This window comes from Desulfotalea psychrophila LSv54 (genome assembly GCF_000025945.1).
Classification (GTDB): Bacteria; Desulfobacterota; Desulfobulbia; order Desulfobulbales; family Desulfocapsaceae; genus Desulfotalea; species Desulfotalea psychrophila.
Genome location: NC_006138.1, coordinates 2362206 through 2383999 on the forward strand (window position 1 = coordinate 2362206; position 21794 = coordinate 2383999).

Below are 21794 nucleotides of genomic sequence, written 5' to 3' on the forward strand. Positions count from 1 at the left end.
CGCCGGTCCCTCCGTCCCCAGCCTCGCTGATAGCAACGATGCCATGTCCCGCATCGCCCGAGGTCGAGATTGCGTTCGAACTGCTGTCAGCGGTGAGCTCTACAATCCCGCCGTTGCCACCGGCACCACCAGTGCCGCCCGTAGCCTTGTTCGACGAAACCCCTTCACCCGCGGTGTTGCCGTTGCCGGCGACGCTAACCAGGGCGATACCGCTGCTGGCGCTCGTGGCGATGTCGACTGAATGCTGATCGTCGAGCCTCACGGTGATATCGCCGCCATTGCCACCGGCACCGCCGTTGCCGCCATTACCCTGATGAACCCCGCCGCTATGGTTGTGGCCCTCGCCGCCTTCGCCGCCGTTACCACCCCGGCTGAGCACGATAATACCTGGGCCGTTCTTCGCGGTGATTGGGAAAGGGGGCACCCCGCCGTTGTCAGCATTGGCTGTGATCGTCACGACGCTGCCATTACCACCGGCGCCGCCGACCCCGCCATAGGCGGTGGTGGAGTATTTCTTGTCCTCATTGGCGTTGCCACCGATGCCGCCGTTGCCTTCGATCGAGATCCCGCCCGTGGCGCTGTCGATGCCAAAGCCCTTGTCGAAATGCATCATCAAGGACATATCGTACGAACTGTAGCCCTCCCCCCCCGGCTGACCATTCATATGCTTTCCGTCGGTCGCGTCGGTCCCCGGGCCCGCTTGGTCCGTAAACTTGAACGCATAGTCGCCGTCACTTGACAGGGAAGGCCCGAAATTACCCGTTACGTTTTCGTACAGGAAGTGGGTGGCAGTGCTTGACCCGACATTGAGGACCGGGATATCGCTGCCGGAGCAGGTATAGGTGCCATTATCATTGAGACATGACCCAATAGATAAAGTTGGCAACATAAAAATAGATACCATCGAAAAAATGTGCGTCATTCTCATAGTAATTCCTTAAAATAAAATCTAGAATTGAACTTTCCAGTAGGGCCACTAAAGGAATAAGCGTAAAGTTTGAGGGTAGTGAAGATTTGGTCGTGATGGCAAATGGGGAAAATTTCAATCGTATAATAATGGGGATTATTTTAATAAGTCAGCTCTCTACGATAAAGTAAATGAGCTTTCATCAAGAGGGAAAACCTCTTGATGAAAGATTGGCATTGCGATCCCCGTTTGCACGGGGACACTAGCCTCTGTATGTCAATCTATTCCGGTCGTGACTTCATCGACCAGGTACATGATCGACATATAAGGAATGCCGAGTTGTTCTGTGCAGCCGATCTCACACGTTCGGCTGTTTGAATATCCGACCACAGCTCCCTCCTTTTTGATCACTGGCACCGCTGTTCTCAGGCCATGAGCGTTGAGAGCAGGCAGATGAAAACCTTTGTCTCCGGCAAATCCGCAACAGTTTACATCAGGGGGCAAAATCACCTTGTCTGCACACATTGAGGCAACCTCTTGTAAAATTTTGGCAAGGCCCATTTTTTGGGTTGAGCAGGTCGCGTGGATGGCTATGGTCTGCTTTTTAGGAGTAAAATGCAGCTTATTTAATAAAAATTTATGTACAAATTCAGCAGGTTCGTAAAGTTTTAGTTTGCTGTCCATGACTCTGCGCATTCGATATATACAAGGCGATGTGTCACAGAGCACCGGATACTTTCCCTGCTCAGAAGCGATAAGCAGTGCCTGCTCAAGTTCGCTGGACTTCATGTCCGCTGTTTCGGTAAAACCCTTTGACTCCCAAGGGGTACCGCAACAGAGATTTTTCATACCTTTAGGGAAAATGATGCCATAGCCGGCTTTCTTGAGTACCCGAATGGTCACCTCTGATACAGACTCAGTCACCGGGTCATCCTTTGCCGGTCCCATGGCCCGGGCAATGCAAGACGGAAAATAGACAACTTTTTGCTCAGCATCAGTATTGATTGGGGTCTCTTCTGGAGCTGATACGCCACTTGGCATGGCAGCTGTCCACTGTGGTATGTGATTGCCACTTATAGAACGTGCCGTATCGCATATTTTACCAAAATTTTTGGTACCCAAGAGCCGATGCATTCCTCCGACCATCCCTAATGCAACGGAAGCGGTGCTGCAGATCAGGCCCAGATGTTCACCGGTAAAGTTGCCTACTTTTTTCCCAAAGGCACTGTGATTTGCCGCACGTATTTGTTTAATATATTTCCCGGTATCAATGGAGACAGGGCATGACGTTTCGCAAAGTCCGTCACCTGCGCAGCTCTCCTCGCCCTGGAAGACAAAACCTTTTTCAAGTTCAGCAAGGCGCTCAGGGTTTTCGCCACTTTTTTTCAGTCTCGCGATCTCTCGCTGTACAACAATACGCTGGCGGGCAGAGAGGCTGAAATGGTTTGACATGCAGTTAACTTCACAAAAACCACATTCAATACATTTATCGATCAAGGGATCACACTGGGGCAAGGGTTTGAAGTTTTTTAAATAGCACTCGGGATCGTCATTAATGATAACACCCGGATTGAGGATAGTATCCGGATCAAAGAGCCTCTTGATTTCACACATCAGCTCATAGCCTTTTTTACCCCATTCTTTCTTGACAAATGGTGCCATATTCCGTCCGGTGCCATGTTCTGCCTTTAAGGAACCGTCGTATTTATCGACGGTCATATTGATGACGGCGTGCATCATCGCAGCGTAACGCTGCACCTCTTTTGGGTCGCTGAAATCCTGGTTGAGGATGAAATGAAAATTTCCTTCGAGGGCATGACCGTAAATAACGGCGTCAGTGTAACCATGTTCAACGATGATATCCTGCAGCTCCTTAGTAGCCTCGGGCAGGGTTTCCATGTGGTAGGCGACGTCTTCAATGAGACAGGTCGTGCCGATTTCCCGCATGCCGCCGACAGCAGGAAATACCCCTTTACGGATATTCCACAACTGTTCGTTTTCAGCCGGGTCGGAAGTGAATTCGACGGGGCGAAGCGTTGTAAAGTCGTTGAGGATTTCTTTGATTTGGATAATATTTTTAGCGAGGATATCTTCATCCGAGGCCATGGTCTCTATGAGGACAGCAGTGGTTGTTTCATCAAAATCCTTGATGAAATCGGGAATTCCCTCTTTGTTCTCGACCGATTTTAAAGCCAGCCGGTCAAGTAGCTCCGCGCCATCTACCGGTCCTTCTTTCAACGCTACAGCTGCCTTACATGCCGTTATGATGTCCGGAAAATAGACCATGGAACTTGCCTTGCACTTGTAGGTGGGCACTGAACGCATTACCACCTCTGATATGAATGCCAGTGCACCTTCTGAACCGATCAGCAGATTGATGATAATTTGGAAGGGGTCATCGTAGTCAATAAAAGGATTAATGGAAAATCCGGTGGTGTTTTTTATGGAATATTTTTTTCTTATTCGAGCTGCAAACGTTTCATCTGCACCTACCCTGTCCCGAATTTCTTCAATTTTTTCCACAAACCCTGGTCGGGTACGTCGAAAGGATTCACGGCTGTCAGCATCTGCGGTGTCAAGCAGAGTGCCGTCTGCGAAAATAATTTTAGCCGCTTCGATGGTTTTGTAGGCATTCTCATGGGTGCCGCAGTTCATACCGGAGGCGTTGTTAATGATGATACCGCCAACCATTGCGGAGTTTATGGAAGCAGGGTCCGGCCCAAATTTGCGATTATACGGGGCCAGAATGCGATTAACCTTAGCCCCTACAATTCCAGGTTGGAGGCGGATTTTTTGTCCCTCTTCCAATACTTCGTAGTCTTCCCACCCTTCACCTGCCATAAGTAAAATAGAATCGGAGATGGCCTGGCCGGAAAGAGAGGTGCCTGCTGCTTTGAAGGTTACCGGGAGTTTTTTAGACGATGCTTCGCGCAGACAAAGCTGCATCTCCTTTTCATTTGCAACCCGTACCACGACCTGTGGTTCTAAGCGGTAAAAGCCACCGTCCGTGCCATAAGCCAGGCATCGAAGCGTATCGGTAAAGATTCGTTCTTTCGGAATAAGGGTGGATATTGCCTTTACATAATTTTGATATTCAACGTTGCTCATAGGAGCCTCTTTGTAAAATATTAAATAATTTTCAACATGTTACGGTGTGCTAAAAGGTTTTTAGAGTATTCATAGTGATCGCTGATTATGTGATTTTTTTCTTTACTTGCATGTGCTTGAATGGCTGTAATTGCAACCGTATTGACAATATCATGAACAGTACCCCCTGCTGAGATCGTGCACCGGTTTGTTGAACTCTTCTAGGGCCAGTGACTGGGGAGCCTTTTGTAGCTCTTTGCACAGCTTTAGGGACTTGGATCTTTGAATCGAAAGATAATCGGCTTGCCAATAAAGTAGGTGATCGGCAAGTCACATCTTTGCGACCAAAAACATGATAAAGCATAGACATGGATATGAATCCCCTGCTTGAATTGATTCTACTACAAACAACCTGCCTCATTCCATGTCCTTTTGTTTTTTATTTTTCACCACAGTTACTCGTTTGCCGAATGAACTAAAAAAATAAGCCCCAAGATACCATTCCAGGTTCCCAAACCAAGGTTCTGGGTAACTCAGTCCTTTCTTGCAGAGACGATTTTACCCGCTTTGACTGTCACCCCTCCACCGCAAACTAAAATAAGCTACAATAACAAAGGAATAAAAAATATTAGCCCTGCCGGTATGCTTATTGACATATTAAATATAAGCTCTCGATATTTACCCAGAGCGACAGGCAGAAGAAGCATTCTCTTTTGTCAGCACCTTTAAAGAATAAACAGGCTTTTATTCTGGTGAAAATGCTTCACTGTAACAGGCAGTTCACGATTACTAGTCAAGGAGAAAACATGTCCGTAGGAATTTTAGCCCTTGTGGCGCTCGTTCCCCTCATGCTGGCCTTGGTACTCATGGTCGGCCTCCGTTGGCCTGCCACCAAGGCTATGCCCGTTGCCTGGCTTTCCTGTGTTATTGGAGGAATTGCAGTCTGGCAACTTCCCGCCAGCTATATCGCGGCCCTCACACTTCAGGGACTCGTCACAGCAATAGGTATTCTTATTATTGTTTTCGGTGCGATTATCATCCTCTACACCCTGCAGTACAGTGGTGGCATGGAAACCATTCAATATGGATTCCAAAATATTACCCGTGATCGTCGTATCCAGGTGCTTATCATCGGTTATATGTTTGCTGCCTTTATTGAAGGCGCAGCAGGCTTTGGTACCCCGGCAGCCCTTGCCGCACCTCTGCTCTTAAGTCTTGGCTTTCCCCCACTCTGTGCGGTGGTCATGTGCCTTGTCTTTAACTCCTTCCCCGTAACCTTCGGAGCTGTTGGTACCCCTGTTGTTCTTGGTTTTAGTTATCTCACAGGCCTGGTAGACGAGGCGGTTCAAGTGGCTGCTCCGGGGGTAAACTTTACCTCCATGGAAGGCTTTAACCAGCTTGTCACTCAGTGGGCTACCCTGATGCACCTGCCCATGATTTTCATCCTTCCCATCTTTATGCTCGGCTTTATGACCCGCTACTTCGGGAAAAATCGCAAGTGGAGTGAAGGATTTGCTGCCTGGAAGTTCTGTATTTTCTCAGCCGTAGCCTTTTCTGTTCCTTACCTCCTGACAGCATGGCTGGTAGGCCCGGAATTTCCTTCCCTTATCGGTGGTCTTGTTGGACTTGGTATCGTTGTTTTTGGCGCTAAAAAGAACTTCTGTATGCCTAAGAAAAGCTGGGATTTCGGTCCCTCATCGGAATGGGATAAAGAGTGGACCGGTCTTGTTAGCGCCGATAATTCGGGTGAATTCAAAGCCCATATGAGCCAGCTTCGGGCCTGGGCTCCATATATTCTCATTGGCCTCATTCTTGTCGTGACCCGTATACCATCCCTCGGTCTGAAGGGGATACTTGCAGGTGTTTCTATTCCCTTTACCGATATCCTCGGCTTTGAGTCCGTTGATGCCAGCATAAAGTACCTCTATCTTCCAGGAACCATCCCCTTTGCCCTGGTGGCCATCCTCACCATCTTCCTGCACAGAATGCCTGCCGCCAAGGCAGTCATTGCCTGGAAGGAGGCTATTAGCAAGATGAAGAGCCCAGCCATTGCCCTCTTCTTCTCTGTTTCCATCGTCTCCATCTTTAAAGGTTCCGGAATTGTTGATGCTGCCCTGAATCCAAATAACTATCCATCAATGCCTCTGGCACTTGCCGAGGCGGTTTCCGGACTGGCAGGACAGACCTGGCCGATGTTTGCCTCATTTGTTGGCGGTCTTGGTTCTTTTATCACCGGTTCCAATACGGTTTCCGATCTTCTCTTTGCAGAATTTCAATGGGGCGTAGCATCCAGCCTTGGTCTCCCTCATCAGATCATCATTGCTGCCCAGGGCGTTGGCGGAGCAATGGGTAATATGATCTGCATCCACAACATTGTAGCAGTATGTGCTGTGGCTGGACTCTCCGGCAGGGAGGGCGCAATCCTTAAACGTACGGCCTTACCCTTTCTTATCTACGGTCTGGTTGTGGGAATTATGGTCTACCTCATGTCCTTCGTCTTCTTGCCAGGGGTTTTTTAGAGCTAAAAAAAAGCAGATAGGCAACCAACAGGGACCTAATTAGCTAACAAGTAGCTCCAGTGGAACGCGTTCCGCTGGAGCTACTCGTGCCCACTGACCTTGGCGCCCCCCCCCTCACTCCTCAATAAGCAGACATTGACTCACGGCCACACCGTTACCGCAGGGAAGCTGGCCTGTCTGATGGTCTCCGCCTGGGTAGGCGCTGATCTCATTCATCCCCATGGTCATTTTTTTCATACTATCTCCTTAGCCCCGTGTTGTGGGCTAATCTACAACGACTAAATCATCACTCATCTCGTCCTGCTCTTTCGGCCTTGGCCATTAGCGGATACCTACCACATCCTCTGCCCAGAGGGTCAGACAGAAACAGTCCCATAAATGCTTGTTTCCTTGCCCGATTGCGCCCAGACCCTCTTGAATATTTTGCTGAACGGGTCCATGGAGCTTGTGCTCTAAAAAAAGTATCACAGTAGCGGCCGAAGGTTTCATCGGCCACCTTGAGACGCAGACGTCCTTTTGCCTCTTCTTCCAGGGCCTCGGTGATGAAGCTTTCGAGCAGCGATTCGAGGGCGGTTTTGAAACAGGGATGAGGAGAGATGAATCATATCTCTATAGCTTATTTCTTGTGCGGAACATTTTTTTTATGTAGTACCTGTGTTAGCGATTTTACAGAGAGCGAGGGGCGGTAGTCTGCCTATCACGCAAGATTGCGCTTCAGGTCTGTATAATAGCTTGGTCGATGACGAAACTATCTTGTGTGAGTTATTCAAGAGATCTCTTGAAGCGTTTGGTTATGAGGTCACATCTTTTTCTGATAGTCTCAATGCATTCAAGCATTTTCAACAAAATTATGAATCCTACGATATTGTGGTAGTGGATATGACAATGCCAAATTTGACCGGACTCGATCTGATTAAAGAGATTCTACGGATATGCCCTGATAGCAAAAGCATACTTTGTACAGGATATAATAGCACTGTAACCGAAACCAAAGCACTCTCTTCTGCTTAAACCATTTTTGCCCCGACTATTAGCAGAAACAATACGTAAGATATTTGACAATACCTAACTGTTTGGTCTTTGACGATTCAACAGACCTTTATTGAAGCGCAGGAGCGGAAAACAACTCCTGGTAACTCTCTTTTAAGACTTTTATTAATTATCAGACAAGCTTTCTAGAACATCATGGGAAAGAGCAGATCAGCCAGTTATATAACTGGAACCGGTATAAGGTAGCATTAATCTATCCGCTGGGAATATGTAAGGACGTGAAGGGGAATATATTCGTAATTGTTGGGTGAAACCTACTCGACTTTTTAAAAGATACCGAACATAAGTTAGAGGAATACTTGACCAAGTCCTCGGGAAATTTTTGCAGGGGATGCAACTGAAGTATCGAGGAGAAGAATACTCGGCTAATGTAACTAGGCCACAGCCATTTAAACTCAGGTGCATTCTACTACACCTGAGAGGCGGGCTGTTGACCTGCTGACGGTGTTATTTTTTAAGCTCCTTATAAAGGCTCACTGCCTTTATGTAGAGAAGAAAACTTGGTGGTATCCCAGTCAGCAACTTCTTCCTTTGGTTTTTGTCGAGTGTGAATACCCTGTGCCTGTTTGATATCGTAATTGAGGGCATCTTCCTCCCCTCTTACCTGTAACCAATTACAGAGCTGAGTGTCATTATTAGCATCATCAGCTGCATTGGGTGTAGTAAGGTAGGCGATTTCCAACATACGATCGTGGGTGGTGTCGACATCAGCCTCTTTTGCATACCGCTCTGCTTCGGCATATGTGTTGAATTTCATCATTTTTTCAATATGCTCGAAACGGCAGTACTTGTCGAAGGCGATGCACCATGGTGTATAGTGATAATCAGCGCCAAACATCGTGGTATCAAACTGTTTTATAACAATGACAAAGAACCCTTTGACCTTTTTCATAGATGACCTCTCTTTAAAAAATGGACTTCCAGTTGCCCCCTACTATGCTTTATAACTTATATATAGGTTTTTTTGGAATTCATTACAAGTAAAAAAAGTGTAAAAAAATGCTGTCAACTGACCAAAATCCTGTCTTTATTTGGATAGACACGTTTATCGTCGGTTTTTGAATTCTTTTGCATACTGTTTACGCATTCTCAGTTCTCGTTTCGCCCAAGGATTTTCCAATATTTTTTGAGGAGCAAACTATCCTGACACCTATGCCTTCGTCTATTTAGTTTACGCTGCCCTTCAGTATTTGATCGGAATAGATAGCCATTTCGGATTCAAACTTTTTAAAGCGATTTGTGAGAGAAATGATTGTCTTCTCTCGTTCTTTGTTGGGGAGGAAAGAATATTTAATGCTGTTAAACGCATATTGTTTGATGGTTTGGTAACTTGGTTTATATCTCGTAGCTAACAAAACATATTCATGACTTAAGTTGTTTCTCGAAACCCCAGAATCGTCTGTGCATATAACTATTGGGACACCATATGCAGAATAAATCAAATATGGGTGCTCTTGACCTTTAACTCCTAATATAAATTCATTGCTGGTAAAATTAATTTCTACCACTGCTTTCTCTTTAATTGCCCTCAAAAGGTCGATGGCATCTTCTTCATAAGGTAAGTCAACGCCATGGCCAATTCTTTGAGCACCGGCAATATTTACTGCCTGATCAACATGGAATGTCAAATTTTTTGGGCGCACCATACCAAGAGTAAGCTCTCCAGCGTGCAATGCTACGTTAACCTCAGGATATTTTTTTCTGAGATAAGAGAAAAATTGCATATGTAATTCGTAATCCTCGATTGCCACCACGCCATTTTCAGGGCCCACGAGATTAACCCCGACGATAAGCTCAGATTGATCAGCTGCCTGAAATGCTGCATAGAGTGCAGAAAAAACTTTGCTTGGCACACTATTTCGTGATGTGTATGTTTGATAGCGCATCATGAATTGCTCATCGTCCACATTCGCGTTTTCGTGAGCTGTTTTAATTCCTGTGGTAAAATCATTTGTTTTTTCAGTAAAAGTATTATCCCCGTCAATCTTTGATGATTGTTCGTCCAAAAGCGAAAATAATTCTTCGTTATCACTATATGTTCTTACGTTTGTATCAAATATTGGATCTGGATATGAATAGCCAACTGATTTAATCATCGTCTCTATATAGCTGACATTTTCTTTTATGGCTCGCTTTTTGAAGACCAGCATACCCTTTTCATAGCTTTGAGAAACGTATCCAAAATAGCCAAATGTATTAAAGAAATTTGCATCAGGTGGTAATTGCAACTGATAATGGTTGGAATAATCTTTATCGGACCAAAGGGTTAATAGCCTTCTGTAAAGCTCTGCATTAGAACGTAATGCATCAACTGTTAGTAGCGTTTTCGTCTTGTCTTCACTTATTTTTAGTGTTTCCGTGTCGATAAGCTGACTGTTGGCCTTTGCCCAATCCAAATAAGTTTCCACATAAATACTTCCTGAGAAGTGATGATGAATATCTCCGCCCTTAGGCATCTCTGTAAGAAAAAGATTTAGTTGAGCAATATTAGGAGACTGTCCTTCAATAAAGTTATTGTAAAGTAATTCAGTCTTTGCCTCATCAGAGCTGACCTTATTAAGATTCGCCCCGTGGTTGATCTGGGTGCAGCCGGTGAACGCGAAGGCTACAACAATAATGAGTAAGGCTAATTTTGATTTCATCTCTTTCTCCAAAAGGGTTCCGCTATTAATCGTGGCGCTCACTGGCGAATTTCGGGCGAGTCTGGTAGGGGGGGCGGAATATATGATGAGGATATCATATTATTTGACAATATTACAAACTGTTGAAAGATATACTGAACCTTTTTCTTAGATTCCAGAAATCAACTAAGGTGGTTTAAATTTATCAGAATCGTCTGAGCAATGGTTTTTAGCTTGGTTCGTGCAGGTAATTTATTATGGTAAGATGTCCCAACCCAAAATGGCAGCATTTCCTGCTCTAATGCAATAAGGCCATTAATTGGTTTCATTGAGGCATTGGGGGTGCAAAACCTCTTTTGCATAAGCGCCATATTTTTTCTGGGCGGCCACACACTCTCCAGCTACGTAAGAACAGTTGAAGTTGGGATTAACATTATGTATCCGTGCTGTAACTTTTTCTTCAATATTCGAGTCTGCGTAGCTGCTACAGTTGTTGCCTTCGTCCCACGCGCCATCTATGTAATCCGCCAAATCAAATCGGGTGTTGGATTCCCAGGCCTTGACTGTTTTCCTGCTTTTTATGGAAGAAATAACTTGGATGTCACAGGTTACGTAGGGCCGATTAAAAAGAGCAGCAAACCATCCCTTTAAAGGATCGTTATCTTTGTTTAAGACTTTGTTCCAAAATCGCCAGCCATTAAAATTGGCGACAAGATCAGCAGAGGAAAAAATTCCGGTGGTTGTATAACCAAATTTTCCAGCTTCCTGTTCCTCTCCCCAGCTCAGAGCCTGGTCGATATTATTGCCCTTTTCGGTTAGCTCAAAATATTGCCAGCCCTCACCAAAGAAAAGAACCACTTTATCCAGACCAATAAGATGACCATTGATATTAACCACATCACTGAGCTTTTTCAGGTTTAAAGAAAACCCTTCTATGTAGCTGATATCACGGTAAATGGAGTCTTCTAGTGCTAAAGAGTAACTTTTGCTGGTGAGTAAACTGCGTAATTGCTGGTCAAGCGCGTAGCCTTTGAAGCCCCACGATGCGGTAAAGGATTGAAAAATTGCTTTTCTAAGTTCGGTATAAAGGATCTCTTCATCACAAAATTCATCGCCTTCAAGGTTGTCGGTATCATCCAGTCGGGCATTGGCTTTCTGGATTCCCTCTTGAATACGTTGATTAAATATTTTGTTAATAGAAACGAGGCTATTATCAAGTTCAAGGTCTCTTGGGGTGACGCTATCAATTTCAGATGCAAAACTGGTTTGAAAGACAAAAGTACTTATTAAAACGCATAAAATTATTAATCTGGAAGTAATCATAAAAAAATATTTACCTTGAATGCAGCTTTAATCACTACCCCTGGACCTGCCACCAACCTCAAAACTTAGTCTCTTTCAGCTAAGTGCATGGCCATGGTGGTTAGGGGGAGTGGGACGAAGAAATTTCCGAGGAGAGTAGCTGAGTTTAAGCAATAAGTCCAATATTACCGATAGAAAAAAGTATCCGCTAGTAATGGTTCGATCTTAGGGCCGGAATCCTTTTAATCCGAAGTTACCTATATTTTAAAAACTACCCCCTACACGAACACACCTATAGCTTGCCCACAGAGGGCCTCACCTGTTTCTCTGCTCAATAGGACACCACAGGCCCTTCTTTGATACAGACGCCCGGGCCATCTCAACAACCAGACAGGCATGGTCTGTTTCTTGCCATTCTAAATGTCTATAGGGGGTAATTCATACTGTCATTGTTGAAATCTTACAGAGTAGCTCTAGATAGAGTCCTACATTTTGCGCTTAGTTCTTGATGTTGCCTGTGCCTCCAGGGGGTTATCGGGCCAATAATGTTTTGGATAACGTCCTGCAAGTTCCTTTTTAATTTCTGGATATGTCCTCTGCCAAAATGATTTTAAATCCTTAGTTATTTGCATTGATCGTCGTGCCGGTGAGAGTAGGTGCAGAGTTAATGGTAGTGAACCTCCACAAATAGTTGGTGTATCGCACATGCCAAAGACCTCTTGGAGTCGTACTGCAAGCCTTGGCTCATCACCCAGGTGATATGTTATTTTTATATTCGATCCACTAGGAACTTTGGTGTGAGTTGGAGCCAAAGTTTGTAATAGTTGTTGTTTGTTGTATGAAAGTTTCGCGAGCAATGCGGATTGAAAATCAATATCTCTAAGTTGCTGCACTTTGGTGAATCCGTAGCAAAAAGGCTCTAACCATGTGAGGTCTTGTATAAGGGCCTCATCTGAGAAATCCTGCCAGTTATTTTGATCGTAATTAAATAAAGTTTGAAGACGGGCTTGTAGCTCTCGACTTGATTTGGACCATGGTAAGGCCTCACTGCCAGTCTCTTGTATGCCTTTCAGCAATAGAGTGAGAGCGACATCCTTGTCTTGCAAAGAGATTGGTTTAGAAGATATTTTTGCCAAACCAATAAATGTCTCGCGCCTTGCCTGTACTGCCAGCTCTTTTTTATCCCACCTGATATGATCCGAAGTTGAAATAAGGTCGGGATGATTCTTTTCTAGTTCCATGAGAGTTGTTGGTGCTGCTAGAAATATTTTCCCATTTCCTCCTCTAACATCTACCTTGGCAGCTACAATTATTTGTGAGTTGTTCAGACTATCCTGGGCACTGATTCGTGCTTGTCGACCATTCGCCAGTTGGAAGGTAGAGTCCTGTTGAGATCGCCCAATTGCAATACGGTCCGGATAACAAAAGCAAAGAAGATTGCCGGTTTCCTCAGAGTTGATTGTTTCTGCCCACCTGATGCCAAGCGTTTTTCGCCATTGTTCAACTTGCTGTAAAATTTGTTTGCACACCTGAGTGTTGAGGTTTGCTCTCCCAGAATAGCTGGAAGAGCGGTTGCTTAGAGAGGAAAGTGCTTTTATACGATCTCGAATATCTATACCATTATCATGCCCTTGGAAAATATCTCGTTCTGAAAGGATACCGGCAAGGTAACAGCCAGTGAGGCCTAAAGAGAGTTCTGTTGCCTTAAGTAACATGTAGCTTAGGCGTGGATGGAGTGGGAATTTTCGTAGCTTTCTGCCGATATCGGTTATTTCACCCTTTTTGTTCAGTGCACTTAATTGAGTTAAGAGCTTTACCGCTTTTTCCCACGCTCCTTTACCGGGAGGATCCAGCCACTTGAGCTGTTTTGCATCGTTTACACCCCAGTGAGCAAGTTCGAGCACCAAGCTCGTGAGATCAGCATTGCAGATTTCAGGTGGTGTGAATGCAAGCAGGCCATGATGAATTTTTTCATCCCAAAGTCTGATACACATACCGCTGTTTTGTCTCCCTGCCCGGCCACGACGCTGCTCTGCAGATGCTCTAGATATCCTTGAAGTGACAAGGCTTGTTAGACCGTTCTTTGGGTTGTAAACCGGATGTTTATGTAAGCCGCTATCAACAATACAGCGCACACCATCAACAGTGAGGCTTGTCTCTGCTACCGGAGTTGCGAGGACCACTCTTCTTTGCCTGTTTTGTTTTGGGGCGAGAATTTTATCTTGCTGTTCTATTGGCAGATCACCGTATAGGGGCAGTATCTTGACATTGTTCCCAATGCTTTCAAGTTCCCTCTCAACAGATTTAATGTCTGCAATTCCAGGGAGGAAAGTTAAAATATCACCTTCATAGTTGGCCAGGGCATAGGATATAGCCGAAGTTACACTCATTGACAATGGGGTGAATTCTGTGGCAGGAGGCTGGTAAATCACAGAAACGGGGAAACTCTTACCTGCACTTTCCACTATTCGGGCATTATCAAGAAGTTTTGCTAATTTCTCACTATCTAAGGTAGCGGACATTACAAGTAACCTGAAATCTTCACGAAGAGTTGCCAGGTCAAGACAAAGTGCAAGGCAGAGATCTGCAATGAGGCTTCGCTCATGATATTCATCGAAAATAACAAGCCCAATATCTGTGAGTTCCTGATCTTTTTGGATTGTTTTAAGGAAAACGCCTTCTGTAACGATAAATATTTTTGTATTTGCTGAAAATTCTTTGGAGTAGCGAGTGATGTAACCAACCGTTTGTCCAATCCTTTCTCCTAAGAGAGAACTCATTCTGTAGGCAGCGGCCCTTGCAGCCACTCTGCGCGGCTCAAGCATGTAGATTTTTTTCCCGTGAAGCCAATCTTGGCCTAATAGGGTTATTGGTGCAATTGTAGTTTTTCCTGAACCCGTAGGGGACTTGAGGACGGTGTGACCAGCGGCAAGGCTCTCTTGCAGGCTATCAAGAACAGCAGAGATTGGGTAATTTGAGAGAGATTTAGTTATAGTTGGGTTTTGCATGCAGAATGTGGCCTTTGTTAGTGTTTGATCTTATTGACGTTATCCCATCGTCAGTCCCATTTTTAGCTGAGTAGTTTCGTATGCCTGCACCTAGATGTCAAATTATTACGGTACAGATTATCCTGAGACATAGGGTTTACTTGGGGTAGATAAGAGGCAAGCATTAATTTTATTCAAAGCCTTGATCGCAGCCCTACCTGCTTGTAGTGACACATCGTCTTTTCAGCAAGAGATATTTGTTGGTACCCTGTGCTTTCCTGCTCCTTTTTCTTTAGTGTTTTTTACTGCATCATATTTTCTACGCCTTTGTATAGCCGAGCCTCCTGCTTTCCGTGCTATAATGAGTTAATATGGACTCCATAATGTTGGGTTGGATCATGTGGAAGGAGCTAATAGATAATATCGCAGCTCACCTCAAAGGTTAATACTGCCACGTCAAGCTAGACATCACAGGAACTGTTAGTTCGAATATACCGAAACATCTTAGCGTATTTATCTATTTGTACTAAGTGAATATTTGCTTTATTATTCGATTCATGACGGATTCAATATCAGAATTGAGGATAGATTTTTCTTATAAATCAATTTAACTAATAAAAGGTATCATCATGGAAATATTACTGTTTTTTGGTTTAGTAACTTTTTCTGCCCTCTTTTGTTTTACCCTGAAAGTCAACCAGTCGAAACACAGGCCCAACCCAAATACCCCTGGGGACCTTGTCTTTTTGAAAGTTACGCCAATCCAACAACCAGAGCGTTCCTATAACAATATTCGGCTGAGGCCATTCTAACAATATTCTGTAGGTGGTGGAGCCTCATCCACAGATTCCTCGTAGCAGGTTTATCATTAAATTATCAGGAGTTTCACAATGCGTAGATTTTTAAACTTTTTTTCCTTTACTACAGCCCTTGTGGTCTTTTTGGGTTTTGGCGGAGTAGCCTTTGCGACTGGCTCTGGAATGGTTCAGGACACCTTGAATCTGACAAAGCACTGGGGAGGATATGTTGCATTGATAGTCTTCGTGGTGGCGTATGTATTTGTCATGCTTGAAGAGATTACGCATATGCGAAAATCCAAACCGGTCCTGTTAGCTGCCGGTATTATCTGGGGTGTGATCGGCCTGATATATGCGATGAATGGCATTGATCATGCTGCAGAGGCTGCCCTGCGTCATAATATTCTCGAATATGCAGAGCTGTTTCTCTTTTTGCTGGTGGCCATGACCTTTATCAATGCCATGGATGAGCGGCAAGTCTTTGAGGTTCTCCGGGTAAAGCTGGTCAATGCCGGTTACTCCTTCAGAAAACTCTTCTGGATCACCGGTTTGCTGGGCTTTTTCATCTCTTCGGGTGCAGACAATCTTACCACGGACCTGTTGATGTGTGCTGGGGCGATGGTTATCGGCAAAGAGGATAAAAAATTTGTAGGCCTGGACTGAATTAATATTGAGTGCTGCCGCCAATGCGGGCGGTGCTTTTAGCCCCTTTGGAGACATTACCACCTTGATGGTATGGCAGAAGGGAATTATCCAGTTTCAGGAATTTTTCGTATTATTTATCCCCTCTGTCGTCAATTGGCTTGTGCCGGCAGTTATAATGAGCTTTGCCGTACCAAATAAGCAGCCTGAATCAGGCATTGATGATATAAAACTGAAGCGTGGGGCCCTTGTGATTATAGGTCTTTTTCTCTGGACCATCGCCACTGCTGTAAGCTTTCATAATTTTCTGAAACTGCCACCGGTGGCTGGTATGATGGCCGGTTTGTCGCTCTTGAAAATATTCGGCTACTACCTTAACAAAACCCATGTTAAAAACCGTTTAACCTATGATCCAGTAAAAGCGGAACAACGGATCGGCCAGATCGTTCCATTTGATATTTTCGCCAAGGTAGCACGGGCAGAATGGGATACACTGCTTTTTTTCTACGGTATCATCCTCTGTGTTGGTGGTCTCGGTTTCATGGGTTACCTCGGCCTTGCCTCAAACATAATGTACCTTGACCTGGGGCCGACAACCGCCAATATCATTGTAGGATTTCTCTCAGCAATTGTTGATAACATTCCGGTCATGTTTGCCGTTCTGACCATGATGCCGGAGATGTCTCAAGGTCAGTGGCTACTTGTCACCCTGACAGCGGGAGTTGGTGGAAGCATGCTGTCCATTGGTTCAGCCGCAGGGGTGGCACTTATGGGGCAGGCCAGAGGCAAATATACATTTTTCGGACACCTCAAATGGTCTCCGGTGATTGCCCTGGGATACGTAGCAAGTATCTATACCCATTTCCTCATAAACAGTTCATTGATGTAGCTGAAAAGTGGCTGGTAGTACAGAGCTTATTTTTCAATGATAATAAAATCCCCGTTAGGAGCTTATCAAGTCTCCTGACGGGGGCAGTAGAGTGTAGTTATATGCAGGCTTGAAAACATTTAAGAGGCATAATTTTCTAAGAGTAAAAAATCAGTTTTTAACACCAGTTGATTGATCGAGGTACTCTCCACCCTGTTGCTCTTTGTCGGTAGCATAGGAGGTGCCTAGTGTTTTCAAACAAGGAGTGAAACTATTGTTGAGGTGCTGTTGGATTGTTCACGCAAGCCTTGCAGGTGCCCTTGTTGTTTTTGGGCTCTCCTGCTTACTAACATTCAAAAAATAGTTTTTGTTGGGCAGCATCAGAGATAGCTGCTACGGCAGGATGTTTGATAATCCGCTCAACCGAAATTGCATAAAATTTTTCTCTTATTTTATTTGTACGTCCAATCACCTGAACTTGATACTGTTGTGCAACTTCTTTTTCGATAACTGTTGGTGCCATGAAAATGCCATCACCAGCTTGTCCAAACACTTTAACTAATGCATTATCATCAAACTCGCCAATTATTACCGGGTGAACTCCAATTCTTTCAAACCACTGGTCGAGCATGCCTCGCGATGAGCTCATGGGCATGGGCAGCAACATGGGCGCTTCATCTAGGGAATGGGGGAAGTTGCTCTGGCGCGGTTTGGCAAGTTTTTCGACCCCAAAAAAAGAGACACCGCACTCACCTAGAAGATGATTGTAGGCCTTGATACTTAAACTTGAGCGAATCGGAGTATCTGTCAAAACCACATCGAGATTATGCAAGGCCAGTTCGGCAAGTAACTGTTCATCTTTTCCCTCGTGACAACTCAAACGCACTTTTTCAGGTAGCTTTCCTGTTGGCTCAAGAAGCTTTCGAGCCACAAGTTTTGGAATTACGTCGACGATGCCCACTTTCAGTGATAAGGGGCCAGCAACTGGCCGACCATGTAGAGAGTCCATCATTTCCCGGCCCAGAGAAAATATCTCATCTGCATACCGAAAAACAAGATGTCCCATGTCTGTAGGTTCAATATTTCGGCCGACCCGCCTGAACAGTTTTGCCCCTAAATTTTCTTCGAATTTAGATAATTGGGCGCTCACTGTTGACTGAGCTAAGCTGAGTTTGGCGCTGGCTGCTGTGATGCTCCCCTCTTTCATTACAGTCCAAAAATAAAACAGATGATGGTAGTTGAGCCATTCCATGATATTGCAATCTCTCCAGGGTTGATTTGCGCGGCTTTACTGCGAGATAACACGTTTCGTTAAATTCGATATATTGTAACATTTTTATCTGTATGCTCTATTTGTTTCTTCACTATATAATTGCTTAGTGATTGATTCAATATAAGTATTGAACTGTAGAATTTAGTGCCTGTTAGACGGCCCATAAATTTTTGGATTTACCTGTTTGAACGTTGTATTCGCGGTTACGGTCATGCTGCCCTGATAATGCTGTGCTGTCCCAACTTTCCCTCGTTTTCTTGTCTACCCAAGACGTCAAGGTCATTGCTTCAGCGCCCCACTCTGGCCAAATTTTGGTTTTTCTCCTGCTAGCTACCATGACTCCTCCAATGCTCTATGTTATAAGAAAACATCATCGAGCAAAGTCAGTAACTTCTATTTATGCAATAAGGCCTCGATTAATCCAAAACAGGGGTAGCGTCATGCCTGAAACGGTGGGGATCTCTCAATGTTGTTTTTTCTGTTTTTTAGATCATATGCTATTAAAATTATTACAAAACATTCCTCGTTCAGGAAGGTGTATTTCTAGTTGACAATGTTAGAGAAGTTCGGTTAAGGTAGTTTTATTAGATACCTCCAAGGTAGATGATACGTATGATGGATAAAGTATCGTACAACACTCGTGCTAATGTAGCGCGGTACGATAGCAGAGAAACCCAAGGTTGGTTACCTTGGGTTTTTTTGTATTCTATCCGCTATATAGAGCTTACGTCAAACGTTGCATTTTTCCGAGTCATGCTTTCGAAGAATTATTCCAAAAGAAGACTATTATCTACAGGATAGATGCACTCATTTTTCTGATCTTCTTCTTTCTATAATTGCTAATTTTCATACGGAAATATTTATAACAGGACTAGGGGAGACTCTTTGCGTGATAACGATGGGGGGCAAATCGTTATTGGCTTGAGGCTCCCTAAGGGAAAGCCAAGGTTTTTTTAAGCGCCCCGATCGACTTTTTATGCATTTTGTTGGCCTTGTTGCATAAATTCTGAAGGAAGAAAATCAGTTTTCCTCTGTTCCACTCCATCTTAGCAAACAACCTCTTGAACAGGCATTGCTCTTGCTCAAGGTCTTGATTACAGTGGACTTAGGCTTGACCGTTGTATTCGCGAAGGCTTAAATTATCGTTCATCAACTGCTTGTAGTGATACATGGCAGAATTTAAATTTTCGAACGATGTTAAAGCGATTCAATTGCAAAACAATCGAGTTTTCCAAAAGTACTGAGCTGCATGATAAGGTAATTGGTACTTTTTTCGAACGAGAATTTTATTAAATAACAAATTGGCATTACGACCTAAGTTGTTTATAGCTTATGCTTACCCCTCCCAAAAATAGTTTAATTACTACTTGCGAAGTGTAAACTTGCTTTTTCTTTTACGTTTTTTACAGAGCGATTTTACGAAGTCAGCACTTGTTATATGAATTCAGGCATTAAAAAATTATCAAAATAATGAAAAAGGGAATTTGCATAAAATGAATATTACCTACAGAGATGCTTCTGTTAATGACTTTAGCACTATTATACAAATATTTGTAAAGAATATGTCCCACAGCGTATTTACTAAAGCAACTGATAAAGATGTCCTTAGCTGCATAGCAGCTATTCAGATGGCAGAAGAATTTCATATTGCAAGTTGTATCAAAATAGCTGAATGGGATGGAGAGATATGTGGTGTTTTGATAGGTGCAACTGATGCTAGTGTGCCACCAGCAGTTTCATTCGACTATAACGCAATGATAAGAGATGCCAACATAAAGTTAACGACCACGAGTGAAGGACAGATGGTTTTAACAGAAATGCTTTTACATAATAAAAACGTAAAATTTGAATCGGAATGTGAGGTGATATTAGACTGTGATGGAGAATTGATGTTTTTTGCTGTGAATCAAGAGTACCGGCGCTACAAGATAGGATCTTGCTTAGTGAAGAACTTTGAAGAGTTTCTTCAGAAATGTGGTAGCAAAAAATATTTCCTTCATACTGATAGTCAATCCACTTTTCAATATTATGAGAACAACGGGTTTGAATGTGTGTGGAAAAAACAAAGTATATTTAACTCATCCGTTGAGCATTATACATACGTAAAAGAATTAGGAGCATGTTGCGTTTCGAGGTCGTAACTTGGTAAAGGAATGTTTTATTGTTACTTGTTGGGGCCCGACGATTGGTTGGCCGCTTCTTAAATAAATTTGGTTTGAGTTGATGAAACTCTTTCAGCTTATCCATGGGCGTTAAATGCTTCAATGCTTTTTGCGGGTGGCTATTATAAACGAGTTCGTATCGGTGCATTGTATCCTCAAGATCTTGTGCTGACTCGAAAGTAGTTCTTTTCAGAATGGCAGCAATGCGCCCATTGAAACGTTCAACCATTCCGTTTGATTGAGGATGCATTGGCTTTATAAGTCTATGCTCAATATTGTGGACGGTGCAATTTTGGTCAAAACCATGTTTACCTGTATGTACTTACGAATTCGGGGCGTTGTGGTTGCATTTGCATGTAGCTTATGGCAAAAATCACCTTTTGAAAGGAAGTTAATAAAATCCTGCATCCATGCATATGATTGCAACAACCTTTCACTACGGATGTCTAGGAAATCATCAGGGACCCAACAATTAGGTTTGAATAGGTTGACTAACTACGTACTTCTTTATTATTATCCCGTGATAAACACTCTATCGTCGTGGACTTGGTACTTCTCTCAAGATTCTTCAGGATAACAGCCACAAAGGCAGTTCGCAAGCTTGTCAGGCGTCAGTTGCCAGAAGTAGCACTGCAGATCGACGCTACATAGCGCCCTTTTGAATTCATCAAGATCATAACGTCGACCGGTCAGCACTGCTTCCAATCCTTGCATATCATTTCCACAGGCACTATCACCACAAATCTTGATATTTTTGACAATCCCCCCCTTTACCATTAGGTCAAGGTCAATCCGGCAGTCATTCAACCGGGCGGTTCTGCGGATACGGCATTCAGGGGATTTGCCATAGTTCCATTCCCAGGCATGGTACTTTTCTTTGGACAGCAGGTGGATGTCTTTCCAGTCCTTGTCGGTCAGTTTCTTTTCCCGCATGCCGCCGTACGGCGCAAAAATAGAATCCTGTATACTGTTCTTGAAAGTGTCCATATCCATGTAGCCTACAAGGTGCTCGCAGATGTTTGTCACCCTGCTTCTGACGGATGGTACGCCCCTGGAGTCAGTTTGCTCCACTTTCCCCTTCAGGGCGCGAGCCAAGTCTTGCATCTCCACATCAAAAAGCAGTGTTCCGTGGCTGACTATGCTCTTTTTCGTTGAATATTGGGCCATTCCAGATATTTTCATGCCGAAAGCGAAGATATTGTTTCTCTCGGAAAGTTCTGCCGGAACGCCCAGGCCCTGCAATGCCTTGATAACCGGCGCGGTGATTTTTTTGAAATTAAGTATGTTCGATTTTTCGTATTTGGTGATGAAACTAAAATTCAGATTCCCGTGGTCATGGTAGACGGCGCCACCTCCCGAAATCCTGCGAACGACATGAATCTCCTTCTGTCTGACGAATGCGTGATCGATTTCCTGAAACGCATTCTGGCTTCTTCCTATTATGACAGCAGGCTCATTGATATACAATAGCAGGTAGTCATGCTGCGGATCAAGATTCCTCAGGCAATATTCTTCGAAAGCCAGGTTGAGGCGCGGGTCGGTAATGCCGGAATTATCGATAAATAACATGGCCATCCTT

At 44.1% G+C, this 21794-nt stretch carries 14 protein-coding genes and 2 pseudogenes; 7 read left to right on the top strand and 9 right to left on the bottom strand.

From position 1 onward, the window contains the following. Positions 1 to 43 precede the first annotated feature (43 nt). A complete protein-coding gene (locus tag DP_RS18605) occupies positions 44 to 241 on the top strand; it encodes a hypothetical protein (protein ID WP_173362831.1) in 198 nt (65 codons plus the stop codon). Continuing rightward, on the top strand, positions 242 to 739 hold the full coding sequence (locus DP_RS18610) for a hypothetical protein (protein ID WP_041277906.1): 498 nt from the start codon (positions 242 to 244) through the stop codon (positions 737 to 739). 444 nt (positions 740 to 1183) lie between these two features. On the opposite strand, the gene DP_RS10650 is transcribed toward DP_RS18610, so the two are convergent. Continuing rightward, positions 1184 to 4015, bottom strand: a complete 2832-nt coding sequence (locus DP_RS10650) for an FAD-binding and (Fe-S)-binding domain-containing protein (protein WP_011189316.1) — start codon at positions 4013 to 4015, stop codon at positions 1184 to 1186. A 785-nt stretch (positions 4016 to 4800) separates the two neighbouring features. Between DP_RS10650 and DP_RS10655 the strand changes: the two genes are divergently transcribed. After that, the gene (locus tag DP_RS10655) at positions 4801 to 6513 is read left to right on the top strand and encodes an L-lactate permease (RefSeq protein WP_041277907.1); all 1713 of its coding nucleotides are present in this window, start codon (positions 4801 to 4803) and stop codon (positions 6511 to 6513) included. Positions 6514 to 6627: 114 nt separating this feature from the next. Here DP_RS10655 and DP_RS18820 read toward each other — a convergent pair whose 3' ends face one another. Next, the gene (locus DP_RS18820) at positions 6628 to 6750 is read right to left on the bottom strand and encodes a hypothetical protein (RefSeq protein ID WP_265588550.1); all 123 of its coding nucleotides are present in this window, start codon (positions 6748 to 6750) and stop codon (positions 6628 to 6630) included. A gap of 417 nt (positions 6751 to 7167) precedes the next feature. Here DP_RS18820 and DP_RS17480 point away from each other — a divergent pair, with 417 nt between their 5' ends. Next, positions 7168 to 7524 carry a response regulator gene (locus DP_RS17480; protein ID WP_011189319.1) on the top strand — a complete coding sequence of 119 codons (357 nt, stop codon included), beginning with the start codon at positions 7168 to 7170 and terminating at the stop codon, positions 7522 to 7524. Between the two features lie 502 nt (positions 7525 to 8026). On the opposite strand, the gene DP_RS10660 is transcribed toward DP_RS17480, so the two are convergent. The 4 genes from DP_RS10660 to hrpB form a co-directional block, all read right to left on the bottom strand. Next, positions 8027 to 8455 (bottom strand): hypothetical protein, encoded by a 429-nt coding sequence (locus DP_RS10660; protein WP_011189321.1) that lies wholly within the window; start codon positions 8453 to 8455, stop codon positions 8027 to 8029. Between the two features lie 274 nt (positions 8456 to 8729). Then, positions 8730 to 10205 (bottom strand): amidohydrolase family protein, encoded by a 1476-nt coding sequence (locus tag DP_RS10665; RefSeq protein WP_011189322.1) that lies wholly within the window; start codon positions 10203 to 10205, stop codon positions 8730 to 8732. A 294-nt stretch (positions 10206 to 10499) separates the two neighbouring features. Next, the gene (locus DP_RS10670) at positions 10500 to 11507 is read right to left on the bottom strand and encodes a hypothetical protein (RefSeq protein ID WP_011189323.1); all 1008 of its coding nucleotides are present in this window, start codon (positions 11505 to 11507) and stop codon (positions 10500 to 10502) included. Between the two features lie 464 nt (positions 11508 to 11971). Beyond that, positions 11972 to 14494: an ATP-dependent helicase HrpB gene (gene hrpB / locus DP_RS10675; protein WP_011189324.1), complete on the bottom strand. Its 2523-nt coding sequence runs from the start codon at positions 14492 to 14494 to the stop codon at positions 11972 to 11974. A gap of 959 nt (positions 14495 to 15453) precedes the next feature. Here hrpB and nhaD point away from each other — a divergent pair. Then, positions 15454 to 16801, top strand: a pseudogene (gene nhaD / locus DP_RS19240) (sodium:proton antiporter NhaD). Between the two features lie 325 nt (positions 16802 to 17126). On the opposite strand, the gene nhaR reads toward nhaD, so the two are convergent. Then, positions 17127 to 18032, bottom strand: a complete 906-nt coding sequence (gene nhaR, locus DP_RS10685; RefSeq protein ID WP_011189328.1) for a transcriptional activator NhaR — start codon at positions 18030 to 18032, stop codon at positions 17127 to 17129. 1197 nt (positions 18033 to 19229) lie between these two features. Between nhaR and DP_RS17485 the strand changes: the two are divergent. Together DP_RS17485 and DP_RS16955 are read left to right on the top strand one after the other, a co-directional pair. After that, a pseudogene (locus DP_RS17485) lies at positions 19230 to 19346 on the top strand (IS1 family transposase); the annotation flags it as partial. 200 nt (positions 19347 to 19546) lie between these two features. After that, positions 19547 to 20194 (top strand): GNAT family N-acetyltransferase, encoded by a 648-nt coding sequence (locus DP_RS16955; protein WP_049785078.1) that lies wholly within the window; start codon positions 19547 to 19549, stop codon positions 20192 to 20194. Here the strand turns inward: DP_RS16955 and DP_RS17490 are convergent. Further along, positions 20127 to 20489, bottom strand: a complete 363-nt coding sequence (locus DP_RS17490) for an integrase core domain-containing protein (RefSeq protein ID WP_407637901.1) — start codon at positions 20487 to 20489, stop codon at positions 20127 to 20129. The genes DP_RS16955 and DP_RS17490 overlap by 68 nt on opposite strands. Positions 20490 to 20773: 284 nt before the next feature. Continuing rightward, positions 20774 to 21784 carry a lipoate--protein ligase gene (locus DP_RS10700; protein WP_041278683.1) on the bottom strand — a complete coding sequence of 337 codons (1011 nt, stop codon included), beginning with the start codon at positions 21782 to 21784 and terminating at the stop codon, positions 20774 to 20776. Positions 21785 to 21794: the final 10 nt, after the last annotated feature.